General features: G+C 70.3%; 17 protein-coding genes. 5 read left to right on the plus strand and 12 right to left on the minus strand.

Translation table 11 applies throughout. The annotated features are described in order from the left end of the window. Nucleotides 1-65 precede the first annotated feature (65 nt). A complete protein-coding gene (gene purD, locus ABEB28_RS31365; RefSeq protein WP_345731854.1) occupies nucleotides 66-1,310 on the plus strand; it encodes a phosphoribosylamine--glycine ligase in 1,245 nt (414 codons plus the stop codon). A gap of 4 nt (nucleotides 1,311-1,314) precedes the next feature. Here the strand turns inward: purD and ABEB28_RS31370 are convergent, their stop codons facing one another. Continuing rightward, the gene (locus tag ABEB28_RS31370) at nucleotides 1,315-2,412 is read right to left on the minus strand and encodes a WD40 repeat domain-containing protein (RefSeq protein ID WP_345731855.1); all 1,098 of its coding nucleotides are present in this window, start codon (nucleotides 2,410-2,412) and stop codon (nucleotides 1,315-1,317) included. A gap of 496 nt (nucleotides 2,413-2,908) precedes the next feature. Continuing rightward, the gene (locus tag ABEB28_RS31375; protein ID WP_345731856.1) at nucleotides 2,909-3,709 is read right to left on the minus strand and encodes a hypothetical protein; all 801 of its coding nucleotides are present in this window, start codon (nucleotides 3,707-3,709) and stop codon (nucleotides 2,909-2,911) included. A 159-nt stretch (nucleotides 3,710-3,868) separates the two neighbouring features. Between ABEB28_RS31375 and ABEB28_RS31380 the strand changes: the two genes are divergently transcribed. Then, nucleotides 3,869-4,930 (plus strand): glycoside hydrolase family 6 protein, encoded by a 1,062-nt coding sequence (locus ABEB28_RS31380; protein ID WP_345731857.1) that lies wholly within the window; start codon nucleotides 3,869-3,871, stop codon nucleotides 4,928-4,930. An 11-nt stretch (nucleotides 4,931-4,941) separates the two neighbouring features. On the opposite strand, the gene ABEB28_RS31385 is transcribed toward ABEB28_RS31380, so the two are convergent. From ABEB28_RS31385 to ABEB28_RS31395, 3 genes are all read right to left on the minus strand, one after another. Next, the gene (locus ABEB28_RS31385) at nucleotides 4,942-6,132 is read right to left on the minus strand and encodes an RNA polymerase sigma factor (RefSeq protein WP_345732047.1); all 1,191 of its coding nucleotides are present in this window, start codon (nucleotides 6,130-6,132) and stop codon (nucleotides 4,942-4,944) included. A gap of 86 nt (nucleotides 6,133-6,218) precedes the next feature. Further along, nucleotides 6,219-6,599 carry a YciI family protein gene (locus tag ABEB28_RS31390; RefSeq protein ID WP_345731858.1) on the minus strand — a complete coding sequence of 127 codons (381 nt, stop codon included), beginning with the start codon at nucleotides 6,597-6,599 and terminating at the stop codon, nucleotides 6,219-6,221. Between the two features lie 82 nt (nucleotides 6,600-6,681). After that, on the minus strand, nucleotides 6,682-7,539 hold the full coding sequence (locus tag ABEB28_RS31395) for an oxygenase MpaB family protein (protein WP_345731859.1): 858 nt from the start codon (nucleotides 7,537-7,539) through the stop codon (nucleotides 6,682-6,684). A gap of 343 nt (nucleotides 7,540-7,882) precedes the next feature. On the opposite strand from ABEB28_RS31395, the gene ABEB28_RS31400 reads away from it, so the two are divergent. Beyond that, on the plus strand, nucleotides 7,883-8,731 hold the full coding sequence (locus ABEB28_RS31400) for a serine/threonine-protein kinase (RefSeq protein ID WP_345732048.1): 849 nt from the start codon (nucleotides 7,883-7,885) through the stop codon (nucleotides 8,729-8,731). Between the two features lie 8 nt (nucleotides 8,732-8,739). Here the strand turns inward: ABEB28_RS31400 and ABEB28_RS31405 are convergent, their stop codons facing one another. Then, on the minus strand, nucleotides 8,740-9,447 hold the full coding sequence (locus tag ABEB28_RS31405) for an endonuclease/exonuclease/phosphatase family protein (protein ID WP_345731860.1): 708 nt from the start codon (nucleotides 9,445-9,447) through the stop codon (nucleotides 8,740-8,742). Nucleotides 9,448-9,575: 128 nt separating this feature from the next. On the opposite strand from ABEB28_RS31405, the gene ABEB28_RS31410 reads away from it, so the two are divergent. After that, the gene (locus ABEB28_RS31410; protein WP_345731861.1) at nucleotides 9,576-11,090 is read left to right on the plus strand and encodes an alpha/beta hydrolase fold domain-containing protein; all 1,515 of its coding nucleotides are present in this window, start codon (nucleotides 9,576-9,578) and stop codon (nucleotides 11,088-11,090) included. Nucleotides 11,091-11,146: 56 nt separating this feature from the next. On the opposite strand, the gene ABEB28_RS31415 is transcribed toward ABEB28_RS31410, so the two are convergent. The 5 genes from ABEB28_RS31415 to ABEB28_RS31435 all read right to left on the minus strand — a co-directional run bounded on the left by ABEB28_RS31415 (nucleotide 11,147) and on the right by ABEB28_RS31435 (nucleotide 17,433). Continuing rightward, nucleotides 11,147-12,460 (minus strand): sugar transferase, encoded by a 1,314-nt coding sequence (locus ABEB28_RS31415; RefSeq protein ID WP_345731862.1) that lies wholly within the window; start codon nucleotides 12,458-12,460, stop codon nucleotides 11,147-11,149. A 582-nt stretch (nucleotides 12,461-13,042) separates the two neighbouring features. Beyond that, the gene (locus ABEB28_RS31420) at nucleotides 13,043-14,287 is read right to left on the minus strand and encodes a glycosyltransferase family 4 protein (protein ID WP_345731863.1); all 1,245 of its coding nucleotides are present in this window, start codon (nucleotides 14,285-14,287) and stop codon (nucleotides 13,043-13,045) included. Continuing rightward, nucleotides 14,284-15,114, minus strand: a complete 831-nt coding sequence (locus tag ABEB28_RS31425; protein ID WP_345731864.1) for a YveK family protein — start codon at nucleotides 15,112-15,114, stop codon at nucleotides 14,284-14,286. The genes ABEB28_RS31420 and ABEB28_RS31425 overlap by 4 nt, the downstream gene beginning before the upstream one ends. Continuing rightward, the gene (locus ABEB28_RS31430) at nucleotides 15,107-16,288 is read right to left on the minus strand and encodes a glycosyltransferase family 4 protein (RefSeq protein WP_345731865.1); all 1,182 of its coding nucleotides are present in this window, start codon (nucleotides 16,286-16,288) and stop codon (nucleotides 15,107-15,109) included. The genes ABEB28_RS31425 and ABEB28_RS31430 overlap by 8 nt, the downstream gene beginning before the upstream one ends. After that, nucleotides 16,285-17,433: a glycosyltransferase family 4 protein gene (locus tag ABEB28_RS31435; RefSeq protein ID WP_345731866.1), complete on the minus strand. Its 1,149-nt coding sequence runs from the start codon at nucleotides 17,431-17,433 to the stop codon at nucleotides 16,285-16,287. Before ABEB28_RS31435 ends, ABEB28_RS31430 begins: the two co-directional genes overlap by 4 nt. A gap of 84 nt (nucleotides 17,434-17,517) precedes the next feature. Between ABEB28_RS31435 and ABEB28_RS31440 the strand changes: the two genes are divergently transcribed. Beyond that, complete coding sequence (locus ABEB28_RS31440; RefSeq protein WP_345731867.1) at nucleotides 17,518-19,215, plus strand: lipopolysaccharide biosynthesis protein; 1,698 nt, start codon at nucleotides 17,518-17,520, stop codon at nucleotides 19,213-19,215. Between the two features lie 141 nt (nucleotides 19,216-19,356). Here the strand turns inward: ABEB28_RS31440 and ABEB28_RS31445 are convergent, their stop codons facing one another. After that, nucleotides 19,357-20,625 carry a glycosyltransferase gene (locus ABEB28_RS31445; RefSeq protein WP_345731868.1) on the minus strand — a complete coding sequence of 423 codons (1,269 nt, stop codon included), beginning with the start codon at nucleotides 20,623-20,625 and terminating at the stop codon, nucleotides 19,357-19,359. Nucleotides 20,626-20,766: the final 141 nt, after the last annotated feature.

The following is a 20,766-nucleotide window of genomic DNA, read 5'->3' on the forward strand; positions in this document are numbered from 1 at the left end:
GTGGCGGTGTCCACAGCTTGGCGGCCGGGGCACCGGGCGACTGGCGCCGCCACTAGGCTCGTCGCGTGCGCGTCCTCGTAATCGGATCCGGTGCCCGCGAACACGCCCTGTGTACGGCGCTGGCAGCTGACCCCTCCGTCGAGCGTCTCGTCTGCGCTCCCGGCAATGCCGGCATCGCCGCGATCGCTCAGATCGAGCCGGTCAAGGCGACCGACCCCTATGCCGTCGCCGCGCTGGCCCGCCAGGTCGACGCCGACCTCGTGGTGATCGGACCCGAGGCGCCGTTGATGGCCGGCGTCGCCGACATGGTGCGCGAGGAGGGCGTCCCGGTCTTCGGCCCGGACGCCGCGGCCGCGCGCATCGAGGGTTCGAAGTCGTTCGCCAAAGCCGTGATGAGCGCGGCGCGCGTCCCCACCGCCGAATCCCGCACCTGCGACGACGCCCCACAGGTGGAGGCCGCCCTCGACCTGTTCGGCGCCCCGTACGTGGTGAAGGCCGACGGGCTCGCCGCGGGCAAGGGCGTCGTGGTCACCAACGACCGCGCCGCGGCCCTCGCCCACGCGGCGGAGTGCGGACGGGTCGTGATCGAGGAGTACCTCGACGGCCCGGAGGTGTCGCTGTTCGTCATCACCGACGGCAGCGCGGCCGTCCCGCTGCTCCCGGCGCAGGACTTCAAGCGCATCGGCGACGGCGACACCGGCCCCAACACCGGCGGCATGGGTGCGTACACGCCGCTGGCCTGGCTACCCGAAGGCTCGGTCGACGAGGTGATGCGTGATGTCGTCACGCCCACGCTCAACGACCTCGCCAGCCGGGGCACCCCGTTCGTCGGCGTCCTCTACGTCGGGTTGGCGATCACGGCCCGCGGGCCGCGGGTGATCGAGTTCAACGCGCGCTTCGGTGACCCCGAGACGCAGGTCGTCCTCGCGATGCTGGAGACGCCGCTGGCCGGGCTGCTGCACGCGGCCGCCACCGGGACGCTCGGCGCCCACCCGCCGCTGCAGTGGCGCGACGGCTCCGCCGTCACCGTGGTGATGGCCTCGGCTGGGTACCCCGGCACCCCGCGCACCGGGGACGTCATCACCGGCGCCGACCAGCCCGGAGTGCTGCACGCCGCGACCGCGCGCAACGACGCCGGAGAGCTGGTGACCAGCGGTGGCCGGGTGCTCTCGGTGACCGGCACCGGCGACGACCTGGCTGCGGCCCGCGCGGCGGCGTACGCGAAGGTCCAGCAGATCACGTTCGAGGGTGCCCAGTTCCGCTCCGACATCGCCGCCAAGGCCGAGGCCGACGAGATCACCGTCGCCTGACGGGTCACACGCTCCAGATCCGGAGTTTGCCGTCGGCCTCGGCGGCGGCGAGGTACTTGCCGGTCGGGCTGAACGCCAGCGCGTCCACGAACCGGAACTCGCCGGACGGCGGGTTGCCGACCGACCTGAGCGTCGTCGGGTCGTAGAGCTTCACCGGCCCTTCGATGCTGGCGCAGACCAGCATCTTGCCGTCCGGCCGGAACGCGAACGCGCCGATGGAATCGGTCTTCGGTACCGGGACCGTGCGCCCGGTGCGCGCGTCCCACTGGTGCAACCCGGACGCGCTGACGGTGGCGACCACTCGCCCGTCCGGTCGGTAGATCAACTCGTCCCCCGCCGTCCCCACGGTCGTCGACGGCGTGTCCGCCTGACGGATCCGCTGCCGCGTCGCGACGTCCCAGAACGACACCGAACCGTCGTCGGAGAGCGTGGCCAGCACCCTTCCGTTCGGGCTGAACTTCACGGCGGTCACCGCGACTTCGTACGCCGAATCTTCGGGCGTCGCTCGGATCGGAGCACCGAGCTGCTGGCCGTTCGTCGGATTCCAGAGCCGAACGGTCCCGTCCGCACTGGCGGTGGCGACCAACCGCCCGTTCGGTGAGAACGTCACACCGTTCACGACGCCCATCCGCCCGGCGCCGAACGGCCGGGTCACCAGCCGCCCGGTGTCGAGGTCCCAGACCTCCACCGAGCCGCGCATCCCACCGGCGACCAGCCGGCTTCCGTCCCGGCTGAACTCGAGCGACTTCATGTCCTGGGCCCCGGCCGCCGGCATGCCGTTCGTCGAGTCGAACCGCGCCAGCCGTGCCTTCCGCCCGACCTTCCACAGCGTGACGGTGCCGTCGACGTTGGCGGTCGCGTAGAGGTCGCCGTACCGGCGGTCGAACTCGACGTCGTTCGCCCGGACGTCGACGTCGGCAACCACCTTCCAGGTCGGTCCGAACGGCGACGGGGACGGGGTGACCGCGACGCTCGGAGCGCCGCCGTTCGTCACCCGGGGAGCGGCCAGCGCCGCCGCGGCCAGCCCGACGACCAACAGCAGCACCCCGACGCCGAGAATCCAGCCCAATTTCGAGCGGCGCGGTGGCGGAACCACCGCCATTTCCGGATCTTCTTCTCCGGCGAGCAGGGCCTGAATGCGTGCGGCAAAAACGTGGTCGCGGTCCAACTCGAATTGCAACGTTCGAATTGCCGCATCTTTCGCGTCGTCGTCCGTGGGATGCTCCGTTATTCGCTGATACGCACCGCGTCCGGCGTCGCTGAGCAGTAAACGATCGGCAACCGCTTTGAACAGTGATCCGAACGTGGGATCCGCTTCAGCCTCCGCCGGGTTCGCGTCCGCTCGTACCAAACGACTGGTTATCGCCTCGATGGCCTGAGAAGCGGGTACTGCGTCCACGGGTGTTTCCCCCTGTGCCAGTAGCGCTCGGCGGCCGTGGCTCGGCCGGGCGGAACAGGGGCAGAATAACGCGGACGCCGGGCTCTCCGGCTACGCTCACGCCATTTCCGTGCGGACGTCCGATGTCCGATTGAACGATGTCACCCAACGGGAATCGAGTGCGAAAACCACGCGTTCCGTGCGGACTGCCGCCGGTGTCTCAGTCGGCCTCAGACGCCGCCCAGGTGCCGTCGTCGCTCACCGTGATCCGGTAGGTCAAGTCGTCACCGTTCGTGAACATGAGAAGGCACTGGTAGGTGCCCACACCGGTCGCGTCGACGGCCTCCTCCAGGCAGACGGCGTCGGCGACCGTGACGCCGGCCGCGCTGCTCGACTCGAGCTGCCGCTCGAGCTGACCGGTCGTCATCACGGTCACCGACTGCAGGTAGGCCGGGATCGCCACCGCGATCGCCAGACCCAGGACGAGGGTCCAGAGCGCGAAGCTCCCGACCAGCGCACCCGCGAACACGGCCCAGTAGCGGCCGCCGGGGAGGCCGAGAGCGCGGGCGTCGCTGGAACGGCGGGCGGCAGAGATCGCGCCGAAGATCCCGAAGAGCACGGTGAAGACCCCCACCGGCCAGGCTTTCGGGCCGTCGAAGGCGGGTGCCCAGCTCGGAGCGGCGGCGTAGCCGTATCCGTAACCGGGCGAGTCGAAGCTCACCGGGCGCGCGGCCGGCGGGTAATCGCCCGGGAACGAGCCGGTCGGGGAGTACGGCGGGATCGAAGCAGCGCCGCGGGTCCAGGCCTGGTTCGCGCCGGCGAGCGCGGCGGCGGGGGCGGGGAGCGCGGCGTCGGGGACCGGGAGCGCGAGCGCGCGGTCCGGCGAGACGAACCGGACCTCGGTGGCCGGCGGGTCGAAGCCTTCGGGCCCGGCGATCGTGGGAAACGACAGCCCACCATCCGCGGTCGGCGTCGACTCGGCGGTGTTCGGGGTCGGCTGGTTCGCGGTGGAGCTGGTCATCGGGGCTCTCCAGGGAGGAAGCGTGGTTCGCGCTACCCCGACGTCGTCCCCCGTTCGTCGGACGCCATCTGATTCGGGCATCCGCACCCGCTCTGCACCGGCGGCGAAACGGTGGGCCCGAAGCATCAGGTGCGGACCGGACCGGCCGATGAACCGGTCATGCGGACGCTCGGCGGTCGGCGCCGTGGGCTGCGTGTCCTCGCCGCCGCCGCGATCAGCATCACCACCCTCGCTGCGGGTGAGCCGACCTCGACGAGCCTCGAGCGCGCTTTCGCGCAGCCCGGTAACGCACTGGTGGCCACCGCGGCCGCCACCACGCCGAACGCCCAGCGGGCCATCGTCCGCAGCCGTGCGCTGTTCACCGCGCCCGGCAGCGCGGCAGCCGTCGCCCTGGCCAGAACCCCGCGGTCGGATACCCGCACCCGAACGCTGCTCGGCAAGATCGCCGGCCAACCGCAGGCGGTGTGGCTCGGTGACTGGCTCAGCCCGGTGAAGGCGCGGACGCAGGCGGCGTCCCTGGTAGCCGCCGCGAAGAAGGCCAACAAGCTGCTGCCGGTCGTGCTCTACAACATCCCGTTCCGTGACTGCGAGGGCTACTCCGCCGGTGGCGCGAAGAGCGATACCGCCTACCGCACCTGGGTGAACCACGTCGCGGCCGGTCTGGCCGGTGGCAAGGTCGTCGTGGTCCTGGAGCCGGACGCGCTACCCCACCTCGATTGCCTCACCGCCGCCCGGCAGGCGTCCCGGCTGGCCTTGCTGCGGTACGCCGTGGCGAAGCTGACGAACACACCCGGCGTCGCCGTGTACCTGGACGCCGGGCACAGCTCGTTCAAGCCGGCCGCCACGATCGCCACCCGGCTGGAGCAGGCCGGCATCGACCAGGCCGCCGGGTTCGCGTTGAACGTCGCGAACTTCCAGACCACGGCGCGCGAGCTGGAGTACGGACGGCAGGTCTCGGCCGCCTCCGACGGTGCGCACTTCGTGATCGACGTGAGCCGCAACGGCAACGGCCCCTGGACCGGCACGCTGTCCTGGTGCAATCCACCGGGACGGGCGCTCGGGGCTCGGCCGACCACCTCGACCCGCGACCCGCTACTGGACGCGACGCTGTGGGTGAAGACGATCGGGCTGTCCGACGGCACCTGCCGAGCCGGCGCACCGAAGGCGGGTGTCTGGTGGCAGGCGTACGCGATCGGGTTGGCGTCCCGCGCGCGGTGGTGATCCCCGGCCGCTCAGAGCTCGGAGATCGCTCGCCGCAGGAACGCCTGTTCGGACTCGTTGTCGGTGCGGGCCAGCGCGGCCTCGAACGCGGCCCTGGCCTCGGCGTTGCGGCCGAGGCGGCGCAGCAGGTCGGCGCGGACGGCGTGGAACAGGTGGTAGTCGCCCAGCGGTAGTGCGTCGACGAGCGGAAGTGCCGCAGCCGGCCCCTCCACCTCGGCGATCGCGACGGCCCGATTGAGCGCGACCACCGGGGTCGGGGTCAGCGTCAGCAACTGGTCGTAGAGCCGCCGGATCTGGGTCCAGTCCGGTTCCGGTCCGTCGGTGTGCACCGCGCTGATCGCCGCCTGCACCTGGTACGGGCCGGGCTGCCCGCGCCGCAGGCATTGGCGGACGAGAGCGCGACCCTCCGTGACCAGCGTCGCGTTCCACTTCGATCGGTCCTGCGCCGTGAGAGGTACCAGCGTGCCGTCGGCGCCCACCCGGGCGTCCCGGCGGGCTTCGGCGAGCAACATCAGCGCCAGCAGCCCTCGCGCCTCGGGTTCGTCGGGCATCAGCTCGACCAGGAGCCGGCCCAACCGGACCGCCTCCGCGCAGAGCTCGGCGCGGACGAGCCGGTCACCGGCGCTGGCTGCGTACCCCTCGTTGAAGATGAGGTAGACGACCGCGAGCACGGCGCGCAGGCGGTCCGGCAGGTCGGCCTCCCGCGGCATCCGGTACGGGATGCGAGCCGCGGCGATCTTCTTCTTCGCGCGGGTGATCCGGGCCGCCATCGTCGGCTCGGGCACCAGGAAGGCGCGTGCGATCTCCGGAGTCGTCAAGCCACCGAGCAGGCGCAAGGTGAGGGCGACCCGCGCGGCCGGTGCGAGCGCGGGGTGGCAGCAGGTGAAGATCAGCCGGAGCCGGTCGTCCTGCACGGCACCCACCTCCTCCGGTGGCTCGTCGTCCAGCAGGGCCACTGCCTGGGCATGGCGCGCGTCCCGACTGCGCTCGCGGCGGAGGCGGTCGATGGCGCGATTGCGGGCAGTGGTGATCAGCCACCCGGCGGGGCTGGGTGGCACACCCTCGGTCGGCCAGCGGCCGACGGCGGCGGTGAACGCGTCCTGGACGTACTCCTCGGCCAGGTCGATGTCGCCGCAGACGCGAACCAGGACGGCGACCGTGCGCCCGTACTCGGCCCGGAACACGGCCTCGATCTCCTCGATCGTGGCCCTGGGGCCGGCGCCGTCCGCTACGGGTGCCGGTCCGTGCGCCGCCGGGCTGTGGCGCACGGAGCCGGTGTCCGGGGTGGTCAGGAGCCCGCCCAGTGGAAGGGACGGACCTCGATCGGCAGCCCGATCGTCGCGGCGGTCTTCCGCCCCCAGCGCAGCGCTTCGTCCAGATCCTCGGCCTCGATGACCGTCAACCCACCGAGGTACTCCTTGGCCTCGATGAACGGGCCGTCGGTGAGCAGTACCTCGTCGCTGGACAGGGACCCGTTCGGGAGGAGTTCGCCGGTCGTCCGCACCACGGTCGCGGTGCTCGGCGCCTCCAGGCCGCCGGAGAACACCCAGGCGCCGGCGTCCCTCATCTCCTGCTCGAGCTTCGCGACGTTCTCCATGATCCCGGCGAGGGTCTCCGGCTGTGGCGCCTCGCCCTCGGGCTGGTAGACGCTGAGCAGGTACTGAGCCATCGTGAAACTCCGTTCGATCGGTTGCTCCGTCAGCCCTTACACGAACGGACCCCGGCCGGATCGACAACTCCTCCGAGAAATTTCAGTGTCGGCGCGCCACCCGGCGGTGGGCGGCGTACGCACGGGAGATCAGCCGGACCCGCGGTGGCATCCGCGACCACACCGCGCCCATCGTCCGCATCACCCGGCGGAACCGGCGTTCGTCACGGTCGGTCCAGGTGATCCCGAGCTTCTCCCGGACCACCGGCGGGAACACCCCGTGGTTCAGCCACCGCAGCGGCCGGGCGACGAGGGGTGCGGCACCGCGCCAGAGAACCTTCGGCACGCCCGGGTAGGGCGAGTCGCCGAAGTGGTCGAAGAGCTGCAACAGCCGTAACGCCGCCGGCGTCGGTTCCAGGACGTCGGCGCACATCCGGTCCCAGTACGCGCAGAAGGCGGCGTAGTCGGGAGGCACTGGGCGCATGCTCAGCCCGTACATCGCGTACCAGTCGACCGACTCCCGGTAGAGCTGCTCCTTCTGCGCGGCGGTCAGCTCGATCCCACCGATCTCGATGCCGAAGAAGATCGCCCGGACGAACGTCGCGTGGGCCCAGTAGTACGTGTCCGGGTCGAGCGCGTGGTACCGGCGGCCCTGGTCGTCGACGCCGGTGATCGGCTCGTGGTACCGGCGGATCTGTTCGGCGGTCGCCGCGGCGTCCGAGCCGTCGTACACGACACCGAGAATCTGCGGGAGCGAGCGGATCAGCCGGTCCCAGGGATCGTCGTAGACGTCGGAATGTTGCGTCACGCCGGCCCCCAGCGCCGGAAGCATGTTCTGGAGAATTCCGTACGCCGCTCCGTGGAGGTAGCCGAGCCGGGAGCCGAAGTGCTGCCAGACCATCGAGTTCGGCCCGAACGGCTCCGGCGTCACCCCGTGCGCCGCGGTAGCCGGAGCGTCCATGGATCCTCCCCGCAGAGCACTCTGGTGGCATCCCTGCCACCAATTAGACCGAACCATGCCACGGTCGAGGAATGAGGGGAACAGCCGCTAACCGGTGTTCCCGAAGTGGGAATCCCGCGCGTTCGGGAATTGCGGGGGCAGTGTGGAGGCTGATCGGCGCTACGGAGGAACGGATTATCGTCCGAACGGACGATCACCCTGGTCACGGTATTGGCGCTTCCGTCGTCTCTATTAAATGAACCTAGTAAAAGCGTGAAGACGGCGCAGTTGGTTTGGTGTCGCATCGGAACCCACCTAACGTACCGAATGCAAGTGGGGATGCAGTCATGGGGTGGGGGAGCCGATGCGGGTGATCGCTGGGCGATACGAATTGCAGAGAGAATTGGGCGTGGGGGGAATGGGGGCAGTCTGGCTGGGGCGGGATCAGGTACTAGGGCGATCGGTGGCGATCAAAGAGGTTCGGCTGGCGCCGGTGGACGCGGTCGGCACCACGAAGCTCACCGCGGCAGCGTTCCGGGAGGCGAGGACCGCGGCAGCTCTGAGCCACACCCATATCGTGCCCGTGTACGACGTGGTGGAGCACCGCAGCCGACCGTGGATCGTGATGCTCGCGATCGAGGGGCCGACGCTCCTCCAGCGGGTCCTGGACAGTGGGCCGCTCGACGTCGACACCGTGGCGACGATCGGGGCGAGCCTGGCGTCGGCGCTGGACGCCGCCCACGAGCAGGGCATCGTGCACCGGGACGTGAAGCCCGCCAACGTTCTGCTCGCCACCGACGACCATCCGTGGCTCACCGACTTCGGGATCGCCCAGACGCTCGCCGGGGCGTCGTCGACCTCGTGCCGGGCGAAGGGGAGCCCGGGGTACGCCGCACCGGAGCAGGTGCGCGGGGAGCCGCCGGGTCCGGCGGTGGACGTCTTCGGGCTCGGCGCGACGCTGTACTACGCGGTCGAGGGTGAGCACGCGTTCAGCGGCGACGACGGCTGGGCGACGTTGATGGCGCCCGAGTTCGGAGTGGTCCGTACGCCGGAGCGAGCGGGCTGGTTGGAACCGATCCTGCTGCGCATGCTGGCCCGGCGCCCGGCCGACCGTCCGACGCTCACCCGGATCCGAGAGGCCTTGCGGACGGGTCGGCTCCCGCAGCGTCGCGGTCCCGTGCGTGGGTGCTTGCCGCGGCTGCGTCGTCGCTGAGACGTCGCCTACTCCGCCGCGGCGGCACTGGCCGGCGTCACGGTCGCGACGAGGGCACGGTGATCACCCACCGGAAGAATGCGGGAGTGCACGGACTCGACCGTGAGTCCCTGCGTGATCACGTAGTCGATGGTCCGATCGGGGTGCCGCAGCGGAAAGGTCTGCAGCCCGGCCGTCGCGATCCAACCGGCCGCCTCGACGGCCGGGACCACTACCGACGGGGGCAGGTTGAGGTCACCCATCAACAGGTGCGGACCAGGGCGGCGGCGAAGCACGTCGATCACGGACGCGAGCTGGATCTCCGCGAGCGCCGGCCGGAAGTCGAGGTGGGTGACGCCGACCGAGAGCGTCTCCCCTGCGGTGTGCACGTGAGCGAGGATGGCGACCCGCTGCTCGGCCCCCTCGTACCGGGACGTCTGGGGCAGGATCACGACCTCGCGATCACCGAGGTCGCCGTCGACGAGCAGCGCGTTGCCGTACTCACCGCCCTCCATCTCCATGGCGGCCCCGAAGCACGACTGCATGCCGGTCTCCTCCGCCGCGAGCGCGGTGAGGTCGGTCCCGCCGGAGCGGGTGGTACACCGGTCCACCTCCTGCAGGGCGATCACCGAGGCACCCAACTCGGCGCAGGCCTTGCCGAGCAGCCCGGGCTCGATCGAGCCCGACTCGGTCCGCCCGTGCTGGATGTTGAACGTTGCGACAACCACGGACCCCATCCGGGTGCCCCTTTCTGTCTGCCTTAAAGGCGCTTACCCCGCAGGTGGGTCACACATGTTTGGGAGGCGGAACGGGTAGCGATCGGTCATCTCCCCACGATGAGAGCTCTGCTGGATGAGAGGACACGATGCACCCGCCACGCCTCCCGCTCCCCGGCGACGTCGACCGGGCGGTGGCCGACGACCACGTCGTCGTGCTCCGCCTGCTCGAACACCTCCAGGCGGGGCCCGGCGACCGCCGGGCGCTCGCCGATCAGCTAGTGCACCGGTTCTCGTTGTTGTCCACCGGGATGGAGCAGGTGGTCCTCCCTGCACTGGAGAAGTACAGCGGCGACGCCGGGCCGCGGCCGACCTCCGCGATCGTCGCCGAAGCGATCAGCGGGCAGCACGCGGCGAAGGAGCGGCTGGCCGTGCTGGACGCCGCCGAGCCGGGCGAGCCGGAGTTCGCGCAAGCGCTGCTCCGATTGATCGAGGGCACCCGGGTCCACCTCGCCCAGGTCGCGGACGAGTTGCTGCCGGTGCTGCGCGCCTCCGGTGCAGACCTGCAGGCGCTCGGCCGGGAGTATTTGGCGGCGCGTCGACGCTCGTCCGGCCACGCGCACCCCGATGCTCCGGCGTCGCCGGCTGCGTCCCGGATCGTCGCGGCCGTGACCTCGGTGATCGACGGGCTCCGTGATCGGTCGTCCGGGCGCACCGACCGGCTGGCCACCGACGCATCCGGGTTGCTCGACCACGACGCCCAACTGGTGATGGACGCGTTCGCGCGGCTGGAGCCAGCGCCGCTGGACACGCTGGAGGTGGCCGAGGCGCGGCAGCGCCCGTCCATCGCGTCCGTGGTGTCGGCGCCGCCCCCGGTGCCGGTGGGGAAGCAGACGATCGCCGGTGTGCCGGTGGTGCTGTTCCGGCCGACCGGAGCCGAGGAGCAGTTGCCGGTCGTCGTGTACGCGCACGGTGGCGGGGGTGTGCTCGGCGAGGCCGTCGACGCCACCGCGCAGGCGCTCTGCGATCAGCTGGACAGCGCGGTCGTCAGCGTCGACTACCGGCTGGCGCCGGAGCACCCGTTCCCGGCCGGACATGAGGACTACCGGGCCGTGCTGGAGTGGGTGCTGGCGAACGCGGCGGAGTTGGGTGCGGACCCCGCCCGGGTCGTAGCGGCCGGGGAATCGATGGGCGCGAACATCGCCGCGTCGGCGTGCCTAGGGCTGTCCGGAACCGGGTCGGTGGGCTCCCGGCGGCCGGCGGCGCTGCTGATGATCGTGCCGGTGACCACCGTACGGCAGGACACGCCGTCCATGCTGGACGCAGCGGACGCGGCGACGCTCGACCGGCCGTCGTTGGACTGGTTCCTCACGCACCTGTTCGCGCAGCCCACCGACGCGGTGGATCCGCGCTTCGCCGTGCTGGAGGCACCCACGGAGGCGTTGGCCGCGCTGCCGCCGACCCACGTGATCACCGCCGACCGCGACCCGCTGCGGGACCAGGGCGAGCAGTTCGCCGTGCGACTGGCCGAGGCGGGCGTACCGACGACCGTGCGCCGCTACGCAGGGGTGCCGCACGGGTTCTTCGCCCTCGGCGCCGACGTGCAGGCGTCCGTCCAGGCGCAAATGGACGCCGCCGAAGCGATCCGCCCCCACCTCGCGTAGCGCTTACTACGGTGCTGGGGCCCGCCCACGGCAGCGTCGCCCTGGACGGGCCGCCACTACCTACCGCCGGCGCGTAGTACTTCTAGGAAGGTGCGGATGAACACCTTCACGTCGAGCCAGAGGGACCAGTTCTCGATGTAGTAGTTGTCGAACCGCGCACGGTCGGAGATCGGCGTGTCCCCGCGCAGGCCACTGACCTGAGCCAGGCCGGTGAGCCCGGCAGGCACCCGGTGCCGGTACGCGTACTGGCGGTGCTCCGCGGAGAACCGCTCGACGAAGTACGGGCGCTCCGGCCGCGGTCCGACGATCGTCATGTCACCGCGCAGGATGTTCCAGAGCTGTGGCAACTCGTCCATCGACGTCCGGCGCAGGACCCGGCCGACGGGGCCGACCCGGCTGTCCTCCGCGATCGACCAGTTGGTGGCGGACTCCGCCTCGTTGCGCGGCCGCATCGAGCGGAACTTGTACAGGACGAACGGCCGCCCGTCGCGCCCGACCCGCTGCTGCTCGAACAGCACGCCCGGACCGCCCTCCAGCCGCACCGCCACCGCGATCAGGGCCAGCAGCGGGCTGAGCAGGACCAGCCCGACCGCCGCGACGATGAGGTCGACCGCCCGCTTCATCAGCCACATCGGGCCGTTCAGCCGGGGCTGCCGGATGCGCATGATCGGGATCGCGCCGATGTGGTCGGGCAGTCCGGTCTGGGTGTGGAACTCGCGCATCCGCGGCACGACCAGCAGGTCGCAGCGGGAGGCACGGGGGCGGCGCACCAGTTCGACCAGGCGCGCGTCGTCCGAGGTGTCGGCGACCAGCAGGACGTCGGCTCCGGTCACGCGGATGACGTTCTCGATCTCGTCCAGACCGCCGCGCCACGGCACGTCGATGCCCTCGGCCGGCCCGGCGTCGCTGACGTGGGCGGCGACCCGGAGCCCGTACTGCGGGTAGCGCCGGAGGAGGTCGGTGAGCTCCATCGCGGCTTCCCCGGACCCGACCAGGACGGTGCCGTGCGCGACCAGTCGGGCGCGGCGTCCGTACAAAATGATCTGTCCGGTGAGGAACCGCCCGACGATGACGAGCGCCATCGCCGCCGCGGCGGCACGCAGGAAGTTGCCGAGGATGACGGTGTCCTCGTGCCGGATCGAGGTGATCACGGCGACCACCGCAGCGGCGGTGAGCAGCCGTCCCAGCAGCAGCGGTAATTCGTCGAGGATGCTCAGGTGGAGTCGCGCGCGGTAGCGGCCGCCGGTGGCGAAGAGCGCAACGGTCAGCAGGGCCATCGAGAGGACGGCCTTGAGGTTGCCCAGCGTCCAGATGGCCGGGATCGACAGCATGACCAGGTCGACCGGGAGGACGATGTAGTACGCCTTCATGTGCGGCACCCACTTGCGCAGGCGTCGCTTGATGAACCCGTCGCGCGGCGCCGCTGGCGCCGCCGGTTCGGTCAGTGGCTGTGTCGTAAGGGGATCGACATCGACCACCGGGTGTTCACCAGTTATCTGCGACACCATTCCCACCCCTGAGAAACGGGCTTCGAGGCCCGTGGTCGGTTGACGGCAGTTGGGTTGTCGGATCACGCGTAGCGAGGATGTAATGCCCCGGTCACACAATGACGCGTAATGCTGGCGTCACATCATGATCGCTCCTCCTCGACCTGCTGTCTCCCCCTGAGAGGGTGACGACCTCGATGTTTAACGAGGGATTAACGGGTTCCGGGTCGTCCGATCGAACTGCTGACCAGGCAATATTCGGGGCTCTGAGGGAATCGTCGGCTATCCGACTCGCCCTTTGGCTGAAAGGTTGATAACGACCGGACGGCTGGCGGGTGGAGCACTCCGGGCGGTTGATCTTGAGCCTCGGAATGTGACAGGACATCGCTGTCGTTGTGGACCATTACTGGGCTGCCCGACTTGCCGTATAAATCCCGTTGCGAGCTGGGATACCCTGGTCGTTCGTCACTTGGCCAGTGCGCTGCGGAAGCCCGCGACCGCGCGTTCGGCGGCGCTCTCCCAGGACAATTCCTTCTTCATGAAGCGGTAGCCGGCGATGCCCATGCGTTCGGCGTCGGCTGGGGAAGAAAGCAGCGCCAGCAGGGCCTCCGCGAATCCGTCGGGTGTCGGCTGGGCAAGCAATCCGGTCTCGCCCGCCAAGACGACGTCACGCATGGATCCGACGTCCGTCGCGACGACGGGTCGAGCGAACGTATATGCCATGTGCACCACGCCGCTGATATTGACGATTTCATAGGGAAGGGCGACGACCCGGGCTCCGGCGAACAGACCAGGCACATCTTCCATCGCGACATACCCCGGCTTCAATTGGACGCCCGGGATCTCGGCGGCTTGCTTGGTCACCGCGTCCAGATCGAGGTCCGCCATCACCGGACCCGCCACCACGAGCTCCGCGGTCGGCATCTCCGCACGGACCTTCGCGAAGGCGCTGAGCAGCATGGGGATGTTCTTGTACCGCGTCCAGGTCCCGAAGAAGACCACCCGCGGCGGAGTCGTGCTCGCGCCGGGCGTCTGGGCGGCGGCGGGCGCGAAAGTGGAGTACTCGCCGTGGCCGATCACGGCGGTGCGCTGCACCTCGGGGTAGGCCTTGACCAGGTCGTCCCGCGGTCCGGGGCCGAGCGTCAGCACGAGGTCGAACGCCCGGTAGGCCGCCCGCAGCGCCCGCATCGTCACCGGGTCGGACTTCTCGACCGAGTCGTGGTCGCCGCTGACGTCGTACGGCGTCGGGTTGTGCGCGACCTCGGCGATGACCGTGCCCGGCCGCCGCTTCTTCGCGAGACGCACCGCGAAGTAGCTGTCCAGCGCGAACCGCATCTCGCCCAGTTGGACGACGTCCGGGCGGGTGCTGCGGACGTGCCGCACGAGCTTCGTCCAGGAGTACGTCAGCCGCGCGGCGCGCCAGACCCGGCGAACCTTCCGGAACCAGTTGGCCTCGCCGGTGTCGGCGCCGGGATGCCAGGTGGGGAAGAACGATCGGACGGTGAAGCCGGGGACGTTGGTGGACAGCTCCGGCTCCGGGCCGGTCAGCAGCGTCACCTGGTGACCGAGCGAGGCGAGCGCCTCGCCCAGCATGAAGTTGAACTGGAACATCCCTCCGCTGGGGAGGAACTCCACGAGGACGATGGTCAGCGGGGTCTGATCCGCGGACGTCTCATTCGACGTCTCGCCGACGGTGTTGCTCGCGGTCACGAAAAGAGAACCCGTTCGTCGGCCGAGTTGGACTCGGTGGTGGACGGTGTCGGATCCGTCTTCGTCGACGGTGTCTCGGTCTTCTTCTCACCCTTGCCCGCCCACTCGGACGTGCCGGTGAAGCCGTTGGGTGTCTCGGCGGTGGCGTCGGCGGCGGCCGGAGCTGCCGCCGCCGCGGGGGCCGCCGTCGGGGTGGCCGAGGACGCGGCCGAGAACGGCGGACGCCGGACCGGTCGGCGTGCTCGGCGCCGGGACTGCAGCACCTGGTAGGCCGCCTGCTGTACGGCGAGCGCGACCGCCAGCGCAGCGATCACCGTGCCGCCGAGGACGATCCACGGCGCGGTACCCGCCGAGTACGCGGTGCCGGCCGCCGGTCGCACCTGCGTCGCGGTGTAAGGCTTGATCATCGACTGCAGGTAGGTGGCGCTCAGCGCCGCGGTGCGGTCGGCGACCTGCTCGGCGATGCCGGCGGTGCTCGCCTCCGCCTCGATCAGCAGCACCGACGTGGACGGCACCACGGTCACGGTCACGGTGGTGTCGGCGGCCTCGGCGGTGGAGAGGCCCAGCGCCTTCTCGGCCTCGGTCTCGAAGCGCCCGCTCTGGGCGACCTCCGCCATCGTGGCGACCACCTGGCCCCGACTGAGTGTCTCCAGGAAGCTCGCCTGTTCCTGGGCGTCCAGAGTGCTCGCCGGCAGCACGATCAGCGAGGTCTCCGCCTTGTAGCGGCCCTGCTGAGTCAGCGCGAACACCGCGCCGGCGGCCAACACGAGTAACGCCGCGACCACAGCGATCTGCAGGCTGCGCCGCAACGGCTGGAAATCACTCACTGGACGGTCCCATCTTTGGTGCTCGGCTGCGTCCTGCGGCATCGCGCCTCGGGCGCGGCGACCTGACCAGCACCGATCGGTAGGCGGCCGCGAGGCGGGCGCTCAGTATCGGCAGGTCGTGCCGCTCCTCGGCGCGTTTCCGTGCTGCTGCTCCGATCGTCTGGCGCCGTGTTTTCGACGCAAGTACGTCCGCTAGCGCTTCGGTCAGGGCCGGTACGTCGCCGGGCTCGACCACCCGACCCTCGACACCGTCCCGGATCATCGTCGGTACTGCTCCGATCGCGGTGGCCACGACCGGCAGACCGCTGGCCATCGCTTCCAGGATGGCCATCGGTTGGCCCTCAAGATAGGACGGAAGGACAAACACGTCGGCGTCCCGCAAGCGCACCCGGACCTGTTCGCCGTACTCCGGCCCGACGGCGGCGTCCGCCAGCCCGGCGGACTCGAGTGCGCCCATCACCCGGGCGTACTCCTCGTCCGGGGTGGGGCCCTGGCCGCCGATGATCACCAGGTTGAACCGCACGCCTCGCGTCCGGAGGTCGGCGCAGGCCGCGGCGAGTTCCGGTACGCCCTTGCGGGCGCAGACGACGCCGACGAACAGCACGGTGGGGACGTCGGCGTCGAGGCGCGCGAGTTCGAAACTCCCCACGTCCACCGCGTTGTCGACGGTCTCAACCGGCGTCTTCGGCAGGATCTCGGAGAACGTGCTGGTACCGGCGTCGGAAACCGTGAGCACCAGCGCGCTGACCCCGACCGCACGGAGGATCCGCCGGTCCCGGGCGCTGTAGTCGGCGACCTCGGGTCGTCCGGCGTTGCCGGTGGCCGAGTGGACGTGGGCGACGACGCCCCGGGTGCCTGCCCGCGCGGCCAGGCAGAGCGCCGCCGCCCGGATCGTCGGCAGCCCCGGGTCGGCGACCAGCTGGACGTGCACGACGTCGGCGCGCCGGGCGGCTTCGAACGTCTTCCACGCGTCGCTCAGCGCGTGGGTGATGTTGGAGAAGACCAACTTGCCGCCCTGGCGGGTGGCGGTGCGGGCGGTGTTGAGCAGCTCGACGTCGAACTCGGCGGCCAGGCGCGGATCGGCGGTGATCGTCTCGGCGAACGTGGCGATGCCACCGCGCATCGGTGCCGCCTCGGCGACCACCACCACGCGTGGGCGGGCAGGAACAGTCACGCGGCCGTCCCCACCGGCCGGCCCGCCGCGGCCTCCTCGTACAGGCCGCGCAGCTGCCGCGCCCAGTTCACCGCGTCGAAGTGCTGTTCGACGTGCGAGCGGGCCGTCACTCCCATCGCCGCGCGACGGGACGGATCATCGAGCAGGGAGATCAGCGCGTCGGCGATCGCGTCGGCGTCGCCGGGCGGGGTAAGCAGGCCGGTGACACCGTCCTCGACGATGTCCGGGATCCCGCCGATCCGGCTCGCGACCACCGGACGAGCGCACCCGGCCGCCTCGATCAACACCGTCGGCAGGTTCTCGCCGTAGGTGGAGGGCAGCAGGACGACGTCCGAGGCCCGCAGAATCGCGGCCACATCGGACCGGGCACCGGCGAAGACGACGTCGTCCTGCAGGCCGGCCTCGGTGACCTGGCGGCCCAGGTTCTCGGTCTCGTTACCAGCGCCGACGAGTAGCAGGCGGGCATCGGGGCGAGCCGCGCGCACCAGCGGCCAGGCCCGCACGGCGTGCGTGATGCCTTTGAAGTCGCGGTGAGCGGCGAGCACGGTGACGACCGGACGGCCGGTGAGACCGAACTCGGGCGGCATCAGCGAGGGGCCGGGGGAGAAGTGGGCGAGGTCGACGCCGTTGTGGACGACGACCCAGTTCTTCGGGATCCGACCGGACTTGCGGTACTTCTCGGCGAACGACGCCCGGGACGCCTCGGAGACGAAGATCGTGCGGTAGGAGCGGCTGGCCACCTCGACGGCGAGCTTCTCCCGCCACGCCGCCCGGCCCGGCAACGGCCGGTGGACGTGGTGGAACGTGCAGAGCGCCTTCCGGCCGGCGAGCTTCGCGGCGGGCACCGCCAGCGTCATCGCCATCTCCAGATGGGCGTGGACGACGTCGGCGCCGGACTCCTTGATCGCGGCGGCCAGCAGACGCGGGGCGCGGGGATCGAGCGTGCGGCGGATCCCGAGATAACGAGGAGTCAGTCCGGACTCGCGCAGCAGCGGTTCGAGTTTCGAGTGCTCGTCCGACGGGGGTAACAGGCTGAGCACGTCCATCTCGAACCCGGCGGTACCGGCGACCCGGCCGAGTTGCGCGATCAGTGTTTCGGCGCCTCCTAACCGAAACGCGTCAACGAGCGTCAGGACCCGAACCATATAACTCCCACCCGTGGACGCCTTAGGCAGTGCGGCCGACATCTGTTCACGTCGACAATGTCTGGTTGCAGAAGATTACGCAGCGTGCCCGTCGACAACGACGGGGCGAATAGATCGGGGCTGGTTTCGCCGCCCACGTTAGCATGCGCTCGGGTCACGGTTCCGGAGCCGACAGAACGCCCGATGCCCGCCGTTCGGCGGCCCGCGAATGGGACATTCAACTGCCTGGGGGGAGGAAACGTGTCACAGTCCAGCGCTTCCGAGGACGCGATCGACGGACGTGACCCCGGAAGAGAGGACCGTGAACCGCCCGTTCAGCCGAGCTTGGCGGGGGCCGCCACCAGGGGTTTTCTCTGGACGACGCTCGCCTGGGGCGGTAACCGTCTGGTGGTGCTGGCGCTCACCGCGTTACTAGCGCGCCTATTGGTTCCGGAGGATTTCGGCCTCGTAACTGCGGGGTTGACGATCATCACGTTCTTTGACGCCGCTCTCGATCTCGGCGTCGGCTACGCACTCGTGTACGAACAGGAACGGGGAATTAACGCGCGGGTACGGCTCGCCGCCGGACTGAATCTGGCACTCAGTGCATCGCTCTGCCTAATCGGTGTGGCGGCGTCGCCGCTCATTGCCCGGCTATTTGGCGAATCGGACCAGACGGCCTTATTTGCCACGCTCTTTCTCTACCCGCTGTTCCGTGGCGCCAGCCAGGTGAACGACGCGGTCCTGAAACGTGACATGTTGTTCAAGAAGCGCACGGTCGCGGACCTGACCAGGGCCGGTGTACGGGTCGCGGTGTCGGTCCCGCTGGCGCTGACCGGCTACGGCGCGTGGAGCATCGCGCTCGGGATCATCGCCGGCGAGGCGGCGTGCGCACTGTTCATGTGGATGCTGGTGCCGATTCGCCCGGACTTCCGGCTGCGCTGGAGCAAGATCAAGACGCTGGTGTCGTTCGGCGGCGCGGTGACCGGCGTGCGGGTGCTCGGATCGTTCCGCGCGAGCGTCGACTACCTGTTCATCGGCAGCGTGCTCGGCTCCGCCGCGCTCGGCTACTACGGGATGGGCTACCGGCTTCCGGAACTCGTCATCGCGAACGTCCTGTGGATCTTCACCACGGTGGCGTTCCCGGTGTACGCCCGGGCGCGCGTCGAGGGCCTGGACAAGCTGCGAACGACGATGCTGAAGGCCACCCGGCTGGTGGCGTTGTTCGGCCTCACCGCCGGCACGACGCTCGCCGTGCTGGCCCCGCTCGCGATTCCGGTGATCTTCTCGGCGACCTGGGAGCCCGCCGTCGTCCCGATGGCGCTGATCTCGTTGGCGCTGGCCTGCCAGTCGCTGGGTTGGGCGAGCGGCGACGTCTTCTCGGCCCTCGGCCGGCCGGGTTTGCTGCTCGCGGTCGACATCCCAGCGACGATCATCGTCACGATTGCGTTCGGTGTCGCGGCTCCGCAGGGCATCGCCGCGGTCGCCGCCGTGCACATCGGATTCGAGATCGTCTACGCGATCATCCGGGTGACGATGGCAGTCCGCGTCACCGGCGTGGCGGCCAGCGCGATGGCGCGGACGCTCGCCCCCGGGTTCGCGGTCGCAGCCGCGGTCGCCGCGGTCGGTCTGCCGCTGCGCTCGTTGTTACCCGAGAACTCGTTCTGGTCGCTGCTGGCGCTGACCGCCGCGTGCGGTGCGGTGGCGTTCGTCGTGGCCGGGCTGACGGCCCGACGCGAGTTGCTCGGCGTGCTCGGCGCCGTCCGCGATCGTGCGGCGCCACGTGCGGTCCCCGCCGCCTGAGGTTTGGCGGTCGGCTCGGCGGGCAACGGATGCGGCATGAGCGCTGCCATGTGGATCGCCATCGCGATTGCCCTGCTCGCCGGACTCATCGGCGTTCCGCTGGCCCTGCGGCGGGGCGAGCGGGAGAAGTAGTCCCAGGCTTCAGGAGAAGAACTCGTCGTAGCTACGGCGGATGACGTCGGGAGCGAATCGCTTTTCCCAGGTCTCGCGGGCAGCCGCGGACAGTGTTCGGTTGGTGGTGGGGTCGGCGGCCCGGGCCAGCAGCGTCGCCAGCTCGGCCGGGGTCGAGCCGACCAGGCAGCCGTTCTCCTCGCTGACCTCGGTGCCCTGCACGCCGTACGGCGTCGCGACGACCGGCAACGATCGGGACAGCGCCTCCAGCACCTTGATCTTGATACCGCTGCCCACTCGGAGCACCGACAGCAGTGCCGAGCAGCCGGCCAGGGTCTCGCCGAGGTCGTCCACCCAGCCGACGAACTTCACGTGCTCGCCCCAGCGCGCCGCCTCCGGGACGCCGACCTCGGTGCCCTTGCCGATGACCAGCAACTCGAAGTCCGGCAGCGCGGCGAGTACCTGGTCGCGGCAGTTGCTCAGGAACCAGGCCAGACCGTCGGCGTTCGGGGCGTAGTCCAGCCCGCCGAGGAACGCGAACCGCGCCCCCACCGGTGCGCGTTCGAGCGGCGCCACGTCGGGTAGCATCGGCAGCAGCGTGTGGATGTCGGTGCGGCCGGTGAACGTGCGCAGGCGGTTGGTCTCCTCGTCGTTGACCAGCAGCGTCGCGTCGAACCAGGCCGGCTGGTTCCGCTCGGACGCGCCGACCAGGCGGCTCTCCAGCCGGAGCAGCGGCCGGTACACCGACTTGCGGCTCAGCAGCGGACGCGCCGGGCCCGGCAGCATCTTGTGGAACTCGCCAAGCGGGTTGACCTGCCTGTTGCTGGGTCCGTTCAGCTCCCGCAGCATCGTCTTGTAGCGCTCGGAGAACAGATCGTCCTCGTACAGGACGCGCCGCCGACGCGGCACACCGGCGGCGTACTGGCCGGTGCGGATCGTGTCCCAGACCTCGAGGTCCGCGTCGATCGTCGCCAGCAACTCGCCGATCTCCTTGGCGATCCGCGGTGCGTACACCGCGGCCTCCTGGATGGACGTGTGCGGCCCCGCGACAACCCGGCTGACCAACGACCAGACCTGCTCCGTCGACCGCGGCTTCGCGACGACGTGCAGGTGGTACCTGGTCGGACGCACTTCGACGTCGGGTTTGGCGATCAAGATCAGGTGGACGTTGTCGTCCCCATGGGTGTCGCACAGGTGGTCGAGGATCCCACCCATCACCACCCGCTTGCCGTACGAGCGTGGCTCCGGCTCGGTCGTGGTGATGTACACCGCTCGCCTGACCTGGGTGGATTCCACCATCGGCTCCCCCTCCAACGGCCGGTGGCCGCCTCGCGGCACATCTAACCGTGTCTCTGGGTTCGGTGCGTTACGTCCCCGAACGGAGGACCTGACGAGCGAGAACCAGCCATCGGATACTGCCGGTAACGACACTGGCGTGAA

The organism is Cryptosporangium minutisporangium (assembly GCF_039536245.1).
Taxonomy (GTDB): domain Bacteria; phylum Actinomycetota; class Actinomycetes; order Mycobacteriales; family Cryptosporangiaceae; genus Cryptosporangium; species Cryptosporangium minutisporangium.

Excerpts from the sequence above, each read along its gene's own strand:
- ABEB28_RS31370 (WP_345731855.1), bottom strand. The coding sequence starts at position 2,412 with ATGGCGGTGGTTCCGCCACCGCGCCGCTCGAAATTGGGCTGGATTCTC.
- ABEB28_RS31375 (WP_345731856.1), bottom strand. The coding sequence starts at position 3,709 with ATGACCAGCTCCACCGCGAACCAGCCGACCCCGAACACCGCCGAGTCG.
- ABEB28_RS31380 (WP_345731857.1), top strand. The coding sequence starts at position 3,869 with ATGCGGACGCTCGGCGGTCGGCGCCGTGGGCTGCGTGTCCTCGCCGCC.
- ABEB28_RS31390 (WP_345731858.1), bottom strand. The coding sequence starts at position 6,599 with ATGGCTCAGTACCTGCTCAGCGTCTACCAGCCCGAGGGCGAGGCGCCA.
- ABEB28_RS31395 (WP_345731859.1), bottom strand. The coding sequence starts at position 7,539 with ATGGACGCTCCGGCTACCGCGGCGCACGGGGTGACGCCGGAGCCGTTC.
- ABEB28_RS31400 (WP_345732048.1), top strand. The coding sequence starts at position 7,883 with ATGCGGGTGATCGCTGGGCGATACGAATTGCAGAGAGAATTGGGCGTG.
- ABEB28_RS31405 (WP_345731860.1), bottom strand. The coding sequence starts at position 9,447 with ATGGGGTCCGTGGTTGTCGCAACGTTCAACATCCAGCACGGGCGGACC.
- ABEB28_RS31410 (WP_345731861.1), top strand. The coding sequence starts at position 9,576 with ATGCACCCGCCACGCCTCCCGCTCCCCGGCGACGTCGACCGGGCGGTG.
- ABEB28_RS31415 (WP_345731862.1), bottom strand. The coding sequence starts at position 12,460 with ATGAAGGCGTACTACATCGTCCTCCCGGTCGACCTGGTCATGCTGTCG.
- ABEB28_RS31435 (WP_345731866.1), bottom strand. The coding sequence starts at position 17,433 with ATGGTTCGGGTCCTGACGCTCGTTGACGCGTTTCGGTTAGGAGGCGCC.
- ABEB28_RS31445 (WP_345731868.1), bottom strand. The coding sequence starts at position 20,625 with ATGGTGGAATCCACCCAGGTCAGGCGAGCGGTGTACATCACCACGACC.